15 protein-coding genes are annotated in these 12,294 nt (G+C 47.0%); 2 read left to right on the forward strand and 13 right to left on the reverse strand.

Translation table 11 applies throughout. The features are described from left to right. Positions 1-28: 28 nt before the first annotated feature. The 11 genes from NDI48_03860 to NDI48_03910 form a co-directional block, all read right to left on the reverse strand. The gene (locus NDI48_03860) at positions 29-292 is read right to left on the reverse strand and encodes a hypothetical protein (GenBank protein ID MEP0830339.1); all 264 of its coding nucleotides are present in this window, start codon (positions 290-292) and stop codon (positions 29-31) included. Positions 293-470: 178 nt separating this feature from the next. Continuing rightward, positions 471-869, reverse strand: coding sequence for a hypothetical protein (locus NDI48_03865; protein ID MEP0830340.1), 399 nt, complete (start codon positions 867-869; stop codon positions 471-473). Positions 870-878: 9 nt separating this feature from the next. Further along, on the reverse strand, positions 879-1,274 hold the full coding sequence (locus NDI48_03870) for a hypothetical protein (GenBank protein ID MEP0830341.1): 396 nt from the start codon (positions 1,272-1,274) through the stop codon (positions 879-881). A gap of 326 nt (positions 1,275-1,600) precedes the next feature. Next, the gene (locus NDI48_03875) at positions 1,601-2,617 is read right to left on the reverse strand and encodes an SDR family oxidoreductase (protein MEP0830342.1); all 1,017 of its coding nucleotides are present in this window, start codon (positions 2,615-2,617) and stop codon (positions 1,601-1,603) included. Positions 2,618-2,622: 5 nt separating this feature from the next. After that, entirely contained in the window at positions 2,623-3,222 is a 600-nt protein-coding gene (locus NDI48_03880) for a hypothetical protein (GenBank protein ID MEP0830343.1), read from the reverse strand. A gap of 322 nt (positions 3,223-3,544) precedes the next feature. Continuing rightward, entirely contained in the window at positions 3,545-5,716 is a 2,172-nt protein-coding gene (locus NDI48_03885) for a P-loop NTPase fold protein (GenBank protein MEP0830344.1), read from the reverse strand. Between the two features lie 418 nt (positions 5,717-6,134). Continuing rightward, positions 6,135-6,422 carry a hypothetical protein gene (locus tag NDI48_03890; protein MEP0830345.1) on the reverse strand — a complete coding sequence of 96 codons (288 nt, stop codon included), beginning with the start codon at positions 6,420-6,422 and terminating at the stop codon, positions 6,135-6,137. A gap of 178 nt (positions 6,423-6,600) precedes the next feature. Then, the gene (locus NDI48_03895; protein MEP0830346.1) at positions 6,601-6,819 is read right to left on the reverse strand and encodes a hypothetical protein; all 219 of its coding nucleotides are present in this window, start codon (positions 6,817-6,819) and stop codon (positions 6,601-6,603) included. A 6-nt stretch (positions 6,820-6,825) separates the two neighbouring features. Continuing rightward, positions 6,826-7,542 carry a Crp/Fnr family transcriptional regulator gene (locus NDI48_03900; protein ID MEP0830347.1) on the reverse strand — a complete coding sequence of 239 codons (717 nt, stop codon included), beginning with the start codon at positions 7,540-7,542 and terminating at the stop codon, positions 6,826-6,828. Positions 7,543-7,786: 244 nt separating this feature from the next. Next, positions 7,787-7,972: a helix-turn-helix domain-containing protein gene (locus NDI48_03905; GenBank protein MEP0830348.1), complete on the reverse strand. Its 186-nt coding sequence runs from the start codon at positions 7,970-7,972 to the stop codon at positions 7,787-7,789. Positions 7,973-8,147: 175 nt separating this feature from the next. Beyond that, positions 8,148-8,420: a hypothetical protein gene (locus tag NDI48_03910; protein MEP0830349.1), complete on the reverse strand. Its 273-nt coding sequence runs from the start codon at positions 8,418-8,420 to the stop codon at positions 8,148-8,150. Between the two features lie 36 nt (positions 8,421-8,456). Here NDI48_03910 and NDI48_03915 point away from each other — a divergent pair, with 36 nt between their 5' ends. Continuing rightward, positions 8,457-9,260 (forward strand): alpha/beta hydrolase, encoded by an 804-nt coding sequence (locus NDI48_03915; protein ID MEP0830350.1) that lies wholly within the window; start codon positions 8,457-8,459, stop codon positions 9,258-9,260. A gap of 95 nt (positions 9,261-9,355) precedes the next feature. Here the strand turns inward: NDI48_03915 and NDI48_03920 are convergent, their stop codons facing one another. Both NDI48_03920 and NDI48_03925 read right to left on the reverse strand, forming a co-directional pair. After that, entirely contained in the window at positions 9,356-9,604 is a 249-nt protein-coding gene (locus NDI48_03920; GenBank protein ID MEP0830351.1) for a hypothetical protein, read from the reverse strand. A 215-nt stretch (positions 9,605-9,819) separates the two neighbouring features. Continuing rightward, positions 9,820-10,683: an HPF1 family protein gene (locus NDI48_03925; GenBank protein ID MEP0830352.1), complete on the reverse strand. Its 864-nt coding sequence runs from the start codon at positions 10,681-10,683 to the stop codon at positions 9,820-9,822. Between the two features lie 206 nt (positions 10,684-10,889). Between NDI48_03925 and NDI48_03930 the strand changes: the two genes are divergently transcribed. Further along, a complete protein-coding gene (locus NDI48_03930; GenBank protein ID MEP0830353.1) occupies positions 10,890-12,098 on the forward strand; it encodes a Coenzyme F420 hydrogenase/dehydrogenase, beta subunit C-terminal domain in 1,209 nt (402 codons plus the stop codon). Positions 12,099-12,294: the final 196 nt, after the last annotated feature.

Genomic DNA, 12,294 nt, shown 5'->3' on the forward strand with positions numbered 1-12,294 from the left:
ACTCTACGGCTCATTTAGCTGTTTTGATTTACGGCTTCCGTAACATATTGAAATAGCTCTCCCAAAATTGCTTCTGGGCTTCGATTGACAGACGACTCAATAGAGCTTGGAATTCCAAAGAACTCGTCACCATCTGTTCCTGAAATCTCAGAGTGTTATCGACAGAATCGCGGAAGTTGGGCGTGTTGGAACTTTGCAGATTCGGCATCATGGATGTCCAGCTAGTGAAAATCCCTCTCTGTAACTCGCTTAACTGTCTTAAGTACTGCTCAAAGTTACTATTCCAATCCATCGTGTTTCTCCTGTGATTGTCTGATTGGATACTAATTGCTCTGTCAGCAATGTTAACAATAAGTCGATAACTAATTATAATGTGCAATGAATAAAAACTATATTTTTAAGAATTGGTTGCAAATGGTATTTGTGAAAGAAGTGGCTTCTAATCATGCCTAGCAAGCCTTGTACCCTGTCTAAATAAATGAGTTTTTACTAGTCATGTAACCTGTGAAATAGGGTTGAGTAAGTTCCATGAAGACATAACTACTGATGATTTTAGTCGGATAACCCCAGTCGATCAGGTAAACATCCATGCCAAGGTTAAGCAAATTGGCAACAAGCGATCGCCCCTCCTGTAAATCGACAATGTAGGGACGGTTAACCAGGGCATAAACGATGAGGATAGGAATGTTCAGCGAAGGCTCCACCTTTGGCGTGAAGCGGTACAGCACCACCTTGTCCTCCCGGTACACCTCTTCTTTAGGAGTCGCCCCGATCTGAATATCCTCCTCGCGCAGGCGACTTAAGCTCTCGACGCCCTTGACTAGTTTTTGGGTTAGCTCTGAGTTGCTAAATCGGTATGCTGAAGTCATTGCGAATAGTCATTCCAGAGCTGGTTTAGTCTCATTGTAGGAGTAGAGAAACAGACCGAAGAGAATCGAATAGACTTGGTCAATGACGCCCGGAATCAAATAAAGTGGGTGGAGATTGCCGATCGCGGTGTGATAAACCAGCACGGGGAAAACCAAGGATTGGGCGCAAATGCCAAGTTTCACGAGATCGCGATTACTAGAAAGGTCGTTACCAACCCACCAATAGCCAATCCCGAAAATGAATATCAACACAATAAACATGTGTAGATACTCAGGATTGATGAGAGGTTTCAGATTAAGCAACTCGCGAATCCATTGGTCGCCAAACAGTAACCCGACAAATTCAGCCCAATTTATTACAGCCTTGCTCAGAAATAGGTACTTCCACGTCATCGAATTTTTCATAATTCATACTTCAACCGTTCGTCTGAGATTCTGCCAAGGCTTTGCAGCACTACCTGATAAGCTGTCGTGCATTAAAAATGCACAACAAATGGGAGTCGGGAATGGGGAATGGGGAATCGAGGGAGGACGCCGTATTTCTTGCGCGGAGCGTCTCGAAATACATCTTCTTTTTTAGTGGGCTTTATACCCACAACTAAAGTTTTTATTGATACTCCTAACACAAATGCCTTCTGCCCTCGCCCCTCTGCCTTTCTTTGTAACGCGCTTTGAGAATTAGCAACTATTTGGCTCACAGATGTACGGGCGTTGCCCAGTTCAACCTAAATTCATCCCTCGTTGTTGAAGGCTTGAGTTGCCAGGAAGGCTAAGGCTGCCACACCCGTGAGCGCACCCCACTTGAGCGCCGGATTCTTATCCAGCCAGTCGCTAATGCTCGGTATCTCTAGCACATCGCTAAGGCTTCCCTCAATTGTGTGGTGTTCCGGGACCGGCTCGTAAAGATTATTTGGCGCATCTTCAGACTTCGGCACATTGCTGTGCTGTAACGGGAAGCCGACGAGCAACAGCAAGGAATCTACCAGTTCGGGCGAAAGCCGCTGAAGGAAATCTAGCAGCCTAGCGGCATCCCCAACGAAGAAGTCACGAGTTGGGTGTTCGGCAGTATAGAGAATTGCGTCAGCTACCAAGCTAGGTGAGTAATAGGGAGGTATTCCTGACGGCTTCACGCCTAACTTCGTGCGAGCATTGTCCCAAAAGGGTGTGTCGATCACGGCTGGCTTGATACTCGTCACGCTGATGGGGATTTTCTCATGTTGCAGTTCGAGGCGCATCGCTTCGACAAAGCCCTCTATCCCGTGCTTGGCTGCGGAGTATGCGCTCTGGTAGGGGAGACTTCGCACACCCTCCATTGAAGAAAGGTGAATCAGTGCCCCCCGTCCCTCACGCTTGAGATGGGGTAGCGCTGCCATCGCACCGTATACCTGCCCCATCAAGGTGACATCAACGACGCGCTGAAACTCTTGGGGTGTTTTATTATCGAACGTGGCAAAGACGGCGGTAGCAGGAACATGCACCCAGGTATCGAGTCGTCCATACACTTCTACGGTACGGTCTGCGATCGCTTTGACTTGCTCGAATACCGCTACATCATCGATGACTATAGGCGTTACCTCACCGCCAAAGCTACGAATCTCATCCACCAACGAGGCTAACTTTGACTCACTGCGACCAGAGACAACCACCTTTGCCCCTCGTTTTGCGAATTGGAGAGCTGTCTCGCGCCCAATGCCGCTGGAGGCTCCAACGACGGCAACGACCTGCTGATTGATTGGTTTCAGTTGCATTAATGCTAGTCCTTTTTAGTCTGGGATTGTGCTAAAGATTTTTTCAGGCTTTTAATTTCCTTACGCAGCTCGTAAATGCTGCGGTGAATCTCGTCTACTTCGCTCCTGCTCGGTAAGTCATTCATCTTCAGAAAGACTTCCATTAGCTGTTGCTGGTGCAACCTGTAAGTCATGGCTGAGTTCAAGAACTTCCCTTGGATCTCAAGGGCATCTTCGGAACGGAACGTCTGTGCGAAGACTCGATCAAATACGCTACTCCAGACTTGCAGAAACTGCTGCCAGTTCTGAACCGTGTCGTCCTTTTCCTTTGAGGAGGCTAACTCCCGCGTCAGCTCCTCAAAGGCTTTTAACCAAACCTCGACCAGCACAAGCTGATAGTCAACGCTTGCCTTAGAGAAGTTTATCCAGGCATCAAAGCTCTTAAACAATTTGTTGTTGAATTCACGGGTGTACCCCAAGCTTGGGCTTTGCAGAACGCTGCCAAACGTTTTTTCATAAATATCCCAGTAGAGATTGGTCGCCTCGCTCACTGCCGAAGCGTAGCCGACTACCGCTCTACTAGCAATCTCCAGTGACAGCCGTAGTGGTTCTGCCCAAAGTTCCATCCTAAATTCGCCCCTGGTTGTTGAATGCTTGTGCAAGCAGCCATGCTAACGCAGCTATGCGACCGATCACGCCCCACTTAAGTAGTGGGTTCTTATCCAGCCAGTCGGAAGCACTCGGTATCGTCAGGTTCTTAAAGTCTCCCTTAACTCTATCGTTAGCTGGAACAGGCTGATAAAGGCGGCTTCTTGCCCTGCTGCCCTTAGTTTTTTTACACGAGCAGCGTTCTGTAGGCGTGCGTCAGCTCATGCAAGTCCTATTCCCAGTCACGCAGCCAACAGAGCTGATTGAAGCAAAGGAATAAGTTTGCTCCTAAATCCTTGCCTAATCCGGGTCTTGTTCCTGCTGCTGTATTTCATATTCTTGGATAAATTGCGCGATCGCAGCTTTGCGATCTTCTGTTAACTCACTCGTTTCATCGAGGCGGCTAATTCGGTCAGCGATCGAGGAGGGTTCGAGGTAGGGTGCGAGCCACTTAGGGTCAAGCCTGTAGCCTGTTTTTTCAATCTCATCCGACCCATACTCGCTAATATCTTTTTGCAGGAACTTCTCCAATAAATTAACTAACCCCTCGTCGTTTTCAATAATCTTCTCAACCCATTGCTTGACTTCCTCTTCTCCTGCCCAACTTTGCCAATAGTATAATTTTTCAGGTAACTTTGGAACTTGCAGTAGAGAGTTTTGCTGTGCAGCATCTCGTAGCCGCTTCAACGCGACTTCTTCAAGTTTTTTAAGGTGTTGTTCACCGATTAGCCATTCCTCTTCTGGGATAGATTCATCGGCTTCATACTTACCTTGTTCCTGACCCAAGGTTACTACTTCGCGAACAATTATCGATAAGGCGTTACCGTTTGACATCGCCTCTTTCAACATTTCAAACCGTGCTTGTTCGTCCAGCCTACGCAATAGCTGTGAGATGATGCGCCCAATTCTAATGTCATTACTAAAATCAAACATTCCCTGCGGTTCATCTTCGGGACGCAAAAGATGATCGCCCACATCAAACAAGCCTTGCACAATTGAGGGAATATTATTCCCAGGAATCTCTTGTTCAGTATAATCCTCAAGCCGTTCAAGAGATACCCGAGCTTGGGTCGTGCCATCTTTGCGTTTTTGATTGGCAAGTTCTATAAGATTTTCCCCAAATGCCTTTGCATCGTTTGTCAAAGCAAGGAGAGCTTTCGCCTCAGTATCAGAGAATTCATCTTCTGTTAACGTCAGACGAAAATAGTTGGGAAATATATCTAAGCTACAAACACGCAGGTGCTTGCGCCATCTTGACTCGTTTTTTTCATCGCAGTAAGTATCGTGATAAACGGCTTCTAACTTAGGAAAGAGGCGTAATAGTAGACGCTTTATCGGTTCTTTATCCTCATTTTGTAGCTGAGAAATCCACGAATTGTGAAAAGCTTTGAGTTCGTCCACTGTAGGAAATAGAAACCCTTTCGCCTTCGCCGGGCCGGCAAAAAACTTTTGATTTTTGCGGATTAGATCATATACCATTGGGCGAAAAACTCGCAGTGACTCAATAGCAATAAAATCCACTGGATTCACTTCCCCTTTCACGGCAGGGTAGGTGACGGTTAAGATGTTGGCCAGGCGAACAATGTCGCGGGGGTTGGTAATAAAATGGTCTAGCCCTTGAAAGTAAACGTTACCCCAGTGGCTTTGATCGAACAGCGGCTTCGGGGTGTCAGCAAGTACGGCACTGAGTTTTTCAAAAAGCAGCCTACGCAATGAAGATTTATCGGGAAGAGGTACCTCAAAAGAAGCCTGAACAATCTGATCGAGGTAGGTTTCTCCGGGTATACCTTGGGCATCTGCCAGATTTTTGACGACAATTTCCTTATCTAAAGCCAGAAAATAGACGACGTTAGTAAAATTTGGAATTGCTGTGATCAGGTGAAACAATGCCCTGATATCCTCAGCAGGGAGTCGGTCAATATCGTCAATCGTTACCACGATTCGCGTGGAGTGATTTTCCAGCGTATCTTCGAGTTCTTCTTTTAAGGTGGAAGTCTCCTTTTGTTGATCGTCAAATAATCTTACAACTGCCTTACCCGCTTGAGCGTAAGGAAGAGGAATTTCCGTAGCCGCTTTAACAAAATTGGCGACCCTAGCTCTGAAGCCTCTGGGCACAAATTTCAATTGGCTCAAACTGCTTTGTAATTGGTTAACGAAGCGCTTCGTAATGTCTTCGTCTCCAGAAAATAACCAGGGATTAAAAGAGACGATAATGGGTTGCTCGTTCTCTGGCTTTTGCTTGAGATAGTACCTTAAGAAGTTCAACAGTGTCGATTTACCGGAACCCGAAGCACCGTAAACGGCAATAACGAACCCTTCAGGAAAGTTCATTTTGCAAATACTCTCTGCAAGGTGTTGGGCGAAGGGTGCATATCCCAATCGGTCTTGTTTCGGCTCGATTAAGGCTGTGTCTGTCGATAGCTCATTAAAATTCTCAGATTCGACCTTTGAATCGTTCTTTGTTTGAGCCATGTAGTCTATCTCCTTGTTAGTTAAGGTGCCCTTGCCGTTCAACGTTCGTGTAATTAACACCTCGCTGGCGTGTTGAGTGTGGGGTGTTGAACAAGAAAGGTAGAAGGCAAAGGGTAGAAGGCAGAAGGATTTTCCTTCTGCCGATAGCCCAAGGCTTCTGGCGACGGATTCGGAGCAAGGGTTACAATCCCCCTGACACTCCCTCCTTCTGCCTTCCTTCTTCTGCCCTCTGCCTTCTTCAATTACGTCCTAATTATGCGATCGCTCATTCTTTATACCGATGCCCATAAAGTAGCATCAATGAAGCTCTGCTCTTGTCTACTGTTCGATGGACATTAGCGGTGAAGTACTGCCAATGAACTGAGTACAGTTCTTAGGCAGCTTCCAGTTTCAACCGCTCTGCCACGTTGGGGACTTCCTACAAGAAGAAGTTCGGGACTAAACCCGATGATAGCGCAGCGTTAGCGAGGAACGAGCGTCTGGGCTTACAAAGCGTCTGGAGGTTTAGATACTCGACCTCTAACTCCCGTAGCGAGAAATCGCTACCCTGGCAGCAACCCGTCTTCCACAGGTTGTTATTTCTTTCTCGTACAACACAACTTGGCTTATTTTTTATCGCAGAGCGTAATCGTGCGAACCAGCGGTCATGTTCTTTCTCCGGACTCTGATGTTTCTGCGGCAAGAGTTGTAACTCTACAACGGACATCAGCCTGTCTGTTCCATACAGCCGGACGGGTCATCAACCACTATAATTGTAGCATATTCATACGTAATTGCTACCATGCCTCAAATTAGTATTCGTTTACCCGATAGAGAAAAAGAGCATCTATCAAAGTACTGCCAGATTACAGACCGCAATCAAAATGATGTGCTGCGAGAACTCATTAGGAAGTTGTCAATCTCAGGGGTGTTGAACCCCCTCGATTGACCCGCCTGTCATCCCCACTCTTAGCGTAAGGCGGTATTCGCACTCGCTCAATAATCCGCCTTGCCACTAATGGGGATTTCTCGACGGCTTTTGTTAAGGCCGCTTGTGTAGAAGGAACATCGTTGCCAAACTCAACGCTTGCAATGTACTTCTCAATCGCATCTCTATCTAACAACAGCTCTCAACCGTTGTCAGTGTCTAGCAACCTAGCGTACTCGCCTTTGATGATTCCATAACACGAACAGGAAGCGACTTCTAATTTCTGTCGATTCAGGATGGTAATTTTGCCACGGGTGCAGCGAATCAGTCCTGCCTGTTGAAGGCGGTTAGCCGCCTCCGTGACACCCGCACGTCGTACACCCAGCATCTCGGAGATAAATTCATGAGTCAGGGGCAACTCGTTTGACCCTACACGGTCAAAGATGAGCAGTAGCCAACGAACGAGTCTCTCGTCGAGGTGATGGAGGCGGTTGCAAGCCGCGTTTTGTGAGGCTAGAGCGTACAGCGCTTGCGTGTACCGCAGCAGCAGACTTTGCAGTACACCACCCTGCTGAAACTCGGTTTTAAGCAAGCTTGCCTCCATCCTCATGCCAGAGTCTGGTATCTGCACTATCGCAGTTGTGGTCGCGATGTTGTCTCCCAAAGCGGCGGGAATACCCACTATCCCCTCATTACCCACTAAGCCGACTTCGACCTTCGAGCGTTCTTCCGGAGTGGAAATCAAAGAAACTATTGCGCGATGGGGGAAATACAGATATTCGATTGATTCACCCCTCTTGTGAAGGACTTGCTTGAGAGGGAGCGGGACGCGCTCTAGATGGGGAACAAGACGCTGGTACTCTGCATCTGGCAGAGCGGCTAGCAGTCGATTGACTGCCTGGAGGGAGGCTTCGGACATCGGGTATTAAGAATTTCCTAGCATTGAGTCGTTGTTATAAAAAACAATTAACGGCATCAGGAGAAGAATTTAGAGCCTAGTCCCAATGTCAAAAGGTGTTTATTTACCAGCAACTGAAAAACCAGTTCTTATATGATATGTAATTGACAGCCGGGCCGCCTATACCGCAAGCGGTATAGGCGGCCCAGAGCCAAGAGGTGGGGGTGTGGTGGGTTGCGATCGCATCTCTAGTTGACAAGAGCGTTCAACTGTGTTCAGTGTTTAGCAACCTAACGTAGTCGCCGTTGATGATTTCATAACACTCACACAAGGCGGCTTCCAATTCTTCCCGATTCAGAATGGTAACTTTGCCACGGGTGTAGCGAATCAGTCCTGCCTGTTGAAGTGTGTCAGCCGCCTCCGTGACACCCGCACGTCGTACACCCAGCATATCTGGTAGCTTATCTCAGGTGATTTCGTAATTGACGCTACTGGCTAACATGCTATGACTCACGGGTCAAATGGCACTTTCTAGGTACACAGGTGGTCTGACACACAGGGGCTGGGAATCTTGTGTAGCTTTAATGTAGCGTTGGGCGTGGATGATGAGCAGCAATCACTACGAATTATGGACAGGTAAGCGCTAACTGGTTTCTGAGGTAACCTAGTTTTGGCTCAGCGCCAGTATTGCATTCTACAAAGACGATATCTGTTTTAGCCATTTGCAGCTTATGGGAGACGGTTTTTCCTGCTGCGCCAATCCGCGTCACTCTAACAGCCGCCTCTCCCGGAGACTGTAGGAACAATAACACTCCGATCACCAAGACTAGAGCATTAGCCAGCAGGAACAGCCTGAATGCCTGTTTGTAATTTAATTTGAACTTTGGCTGAAATCTCATGTTTTGTACCCGAAAAAGAAACGATCTACAACTGCAATGGCAACGAGTATCATTAAACGCAATCATGTAAACGTACAAGGCCAAGGCAATCAAACGCTGATTTTTGCTCACGGTTTCGGTGCTGATCAGACGGTTTGGCGACATATTGTCGCCGCCTTTGAATCTGACTATCGCATTGTACTCTTCGACCATGTCGGGGCGGGTAAGTCTGATTTTACCGCCTACAGCCGATCGCGCTACAGCAGCCTCTACGGCTATGCAGAGGATTTACTGGATCTGTGTGCTGAATTCAAGCTGACGCACGCTATCTTGGTTGGTCACTCCGTCAGCGCCATGGTTGGTTTACTCGCATCTCTAATCGAACCAGAGCGCTTTAGCCGCCTAATTTTTATTGGTGCATCGCCCCGTTACCTCAACGATGTAGACTACTACGGTGGCTTTGAGCAGTCTGACCTCGATGCTTTATATGCAGCGATGTCTGCTAACTACGAGGCTTGGGCTTGTGGCTTCTTCGCACCTCTGATGATGGGCAACCCAGAGCGTCCCAGCCTGGCTCGTGAGTATGCCAGTACGATGGCAGCCGTTCGCCCGGATATTGCCCTTGCTCTCGCCCGTGCGATTTTTCAGTCAGACTTCCGTGCCCACTTACCACGCCTAACTGTACCGACGCTGATTATACAGTCGAGCGACGACAAGGCTGTACCCCCTGAAGTGGGTCGATATCTAGCTGCCCAGATTCCCCACAGTCAGCTAGTCAACATCAAAGCACAAGGACACATCCCTCACTTGAGTGCTCCTGATGAGGTAATTCGAGCGATTAAAGCTTATCTGGCTGAGTGAAGGATGGTTTGCGATCGCACTTCGTTAACTCACCCTACAATATCTGCATCTGCGATCGCAATTGAGCACGAAGTCTTACCTGGTCATAGAGGGGTTTAGGAATGGGCATTGTCCTGTGCAGCGATGACAGCGTTGATATAGCTGAAGATGTCATCGAGTTCGCCGATCGCCTCTAGTTCGATCTTTTCGTCTGAGCTAAGGGTATCTAATTTGTTCTTATCAAGGAGTTCTTGCATCCGTTCACCCAGCTTATCGGTGAATTTGAAGAGAGTGAGGTTGTTGATGCGTTGGATGCAGATCCCTTCAGGCAGAAATTTGGAGGGTCTAACCGGTGTAGCCGTCATCAGTCGATCCTCTTAAGTTTTCTTGATTTTATCATTGGCAAATCAAGAGGAGCTTGTAACCCCCCAGCGAATTCACCTGGGGGGCTATGACGGAATGGCAATTAGTTAAGAGGTGTGGTTACACACCAGTCAGTAGACAAGTGGAATATTCTCTTCGTGGTGAGAAGAGTGAGTTCTGATTTGATATGCTGTGAATTGAGTAACTGGCTCAACCGTTAGAAAGTATCATTCCCAGAGCTAATACGTGCCAGATGGTTTTCAAGTAAATCTACCCAATCGTTTGAGCGATTTTGATAATGAATATGGAGTATGCGAATGAGTTCGCATCTCTCCAAGGTAAGGTAAGCTTCTCTCAGCAAGTTGTAGGCTTTCGATGAGTGTTCTTCTCCATGCCAGTACCATAGGGATCTTCCCGCAGCGAGAGCTGCTATAGCTTCACCATGAGTATCAGGCTTGAAATCTTCTGGTTTTATGACACTAAGACTTGTATCAGAATGGAAGCCTTCTGGTCTGCCTTCATCAACCAATAATGAGCTTTTTGCTAAAAACTTCTCAAACTCAGAGCGAAACTGAAGAATATTTCCTATTTGTTTTTGATAGTCTGCGATTTCTTCAGAATCATCACTCTCTGAGATCCATTCTTGGCAACCCGAAATTTGTTCATCACATCTCGAAACAATAGCATCCAATAGACTTCCGTATACTGCCATTTCAGCCCCATCATTGTTGTAGTAGGACGCTACACCACGGAACCCCCGTGTTGGTTCATCTAGCAGCATTCCCCAATGTTCACCATCACACTCACCAGTTAGGCAAGTAAAAAACTCAGGAACATCTCGATAGTATCGACAATGTAGTAACGCATTATCAATAAACTTGGCCTCTAATAAATCATCAAATTCTAAAAGAAGCTCAAGTGGTCCAGCTGGGTAAAGCCCAATAACGCTCAATGCCATTGATTTATCATCATTTTCTGTGCGACTAATCATAAAGTCATGTACACCAAAAAGCGCATCGGGGAATTCAACACCGTACAGCTCTTTTAGTTTTTGCTGATTCTGCTCTTTCGACCAATTCATAAGTTTTGAAACTATATTCTTTACAAGTAGTGCCGTCTAACTTAATATTGAGCCGCACAAGTGCTTTTTAATCACATTATGGGCGGTAATGTCCTGCACCAGTGCGGTCTAACTCCAGGAATTTAGGGTCAATGGCTGCATTGAAAGCGGGATAATGCCAATAGTGCCTCAGTTATATTGACCTGAGTTTAAGAGACGACCTTTCAATGACTGCAACAACTCCCGATTCTGCCAAGCATAAAAAAGCCAAAGCCCTCAAATCCTCCAGCCGCCGCCCAGCCAAAGAACTGTGTAGCGAGTGCGGACTGTGCGATACATATTACATTCACTATGTCAAGGAAGCTTGTGCCTTCTTAAACCAACAAATTGCCGAACTCGAACAAGAGGCACACGGACGCAGCCGCAATCTCGATAATCCCGATGATTGGTACTTTGGCGTCAGCCAGAACATGATGGCAGCGCGGAAAACCGAGCCGATTGACGGTGCCCAGTGGACGGGGATTGTCAGTTCCATTGCCATTGAAATGCTCAATAGTGGCAAAGTTGAAGGTGTCGTCTGCGTGCAAAACACCAAAGAAGACCGCTTTCAACCCATGCCCATCATTGCTCGAACTCCCGAAGAAATACTGGCGGCACGGGTGAATAAACCAACCCTTTCGCCCAACCTTTCCGTGTTGGAGCAAATTGAGCAATCGGGTATGAAGCGATTGCTGGTGATTGGCGTCGGTTGCCAAATTCAAGCATTACGCGCTGTTGAAAAACAGCTAGGTTTAGAAAAGCTCTACGTTTTAGGAACACCCTGCGTCGATAACGTCACCCGTGCGGGGTTGCAAAAATTCTTAGATACTACCAGCCGTTCTCCAGAAACAGTGGTGCATTACGAGTTTATGCAAGACTTCCGGGTTCACTTCAAGCATGAGGATGGCTCTGTTGAAACCGTCCCTTTCTTTGGACTGAAGACAAACCAACTCAAAGATGTGTTCGCCCCCTCCTGCATGAGCTGTTTTGACTATGTGAACTCCTTAGCCGATTTAGTTGTGGGTTACATGGGTGCACCCTTTGGTTGGCAGTGGATTGTGGTACGCAATGACACAGGGCAAGAAATGCTGGATTTGGTGCAAAACCAGTTAGAAACGCAGCCTGTGATGTCTAAGGGAGACAGACATAACGCGGTTCAACAAAGTATCCCCGCCTATGACAAAGCTGTGACTCTACCGATGTGGGCGGCAAAACTGATGGGTGTCGTGATTGAAAAAATAGGCCCTCAAGGCTTAGAGTATGCTCGCTTCTCGATAGATTCCCACTTTACTCGCAACTATTTATATGTCAAGCGTCATCATCCAGAGAAGTTAGAGGAGCATGTTCCAGAGTACGCCCAGCGGATTGTTGGACAATATAAATTACCAGAATCTTAAAAAGTCATTTGTGTAAAGCTTCGGCAAGTTAACGCTTGGTGCTGGGAGTCTACGACTCATAGACCTATCTTAAAAATTGACTTTCAAGATAGGTCTGTTCGTCTATTGATGAGTAAACTTCTATTTTTTAGGGAGCGAAACCGTAAACGTGTTTCTGTGAGAATAGTTTTGGATTCCATCGGAGTATTTTTACAGT

Source organism: Microcoleus sp. AS-A8, from assembly GCA_039962225.1.
GTDB lineage: Bacteria > Cyanobacteriota > Cyanobacteriia > Cyanobacteriales > Coleofasciculaceae > Allocoleopsis.

What these genes read in the sequence shown, in the direction of transcription:
- NDI48_03860 (MEP0830339.1), bottom strand. Translation starts at nt 292, where the DNA reads ATGGATTGGAATAGTAACTTTGAGCAGTACTTAAGACAGTTAAGCGAG.
- NDI48_03865 (MEP0830340.1), bottom strand. Translation starts at nt 869, where the DNA reads ATGACTTCAGCATACCGATTTAGCAACTCAGAGCTAACCCAAAAACTA.
- NDI48_03870 (MEP0830341.1), bottom strand. Translation starts at nt 1,274, where the DNA reads ATGAAAAATTCGATGACGTGGAAGTACCTATTTCTGAGCAAGGCTGTA.
- NDI48_03875 (MEP0830342.1), bottom strand. Translation starts at nt 2,617, where the DNA reads ATGCAACTGAAACCAATCAATCAGCAGGTCGTTGCCGTCGTTGGAGCC.
- NDI48_03880 (MEP0830343.1), bottom strand. Translation starts at nt 3,222, where the DNA reads ATGGAACTTTGGGCAGAACCACTACGGCTGTCACTGGAGATTGCTAGT.
- NDI48_03885 (MEP0830344.1), bottom strand. Translation starts at nt 5,716, where the DNA reads ATGGCTCAAACAAAGAACGATTCAAAGGTCGAATCTGAGAATTTTAAT.
- NDI48_03890 (MEP0830345.1), bottom strand. Translation starts at nt 6,422, where the DNA reads ATGTCCGTTGTAGAGTTACAACTCTTGCCGCAGAAACATCAGAGTCCG.
- NDI48_03900 (MEP0830347.1), bottom strand. Translation starts at nt 7,542, where the DNA reads ATGTCCGAAGCCTCCCTCCAGGCAGTCAATCGACTGCTAGCCGCTCTG.
- NDI48_03905 (MEP0830348.1), bottom strand. Translation starts at nt 7,972, where the DNA reads ATGCTGGGTGTACGACGTGCGGGTGTCACGGAGGCGGCTGACACACTT.
- NDI48_03910 (MEP0830349.1), bottom strand. Translation starts at nt 8,420, where the DNA reads ATGAGATTTCAGCCAAAGTTCAAATTAAATTACAAACAGGCATTCAGG.
- NDI48_03915 (MEP0830350.1), top strand. Translation starts at nt 8,457, where the DNA reads ATGGCAACGAGTATCATTAAACGCAATCATGTAAACGTACAAGGCCAA.
- NDI48_03920 (MEP0830351.1), bottom strand. Translation starts at nt 9,604, where the DNA reads ATGACGGCTACACCGGTTAGACCCTCCAAATTTCTGCCTGAAGGGATC.
- NDI48_03925 (MEP0830352.1), bottom strand. Translation starts at nt 10,683, where the DNA reads ATGAATTGGTCGAAAGAGCAGAATCAGCAAAAACTAAAAGAGCTGTAC.
- NDI48_03930 (MEP0830353.1), top strand. Translation starts at nt 10,890, where the DNA reads ATGACTGCAACAACTCCCGATTCTGCCAAGCATAAAAAAGCCAAAGCC.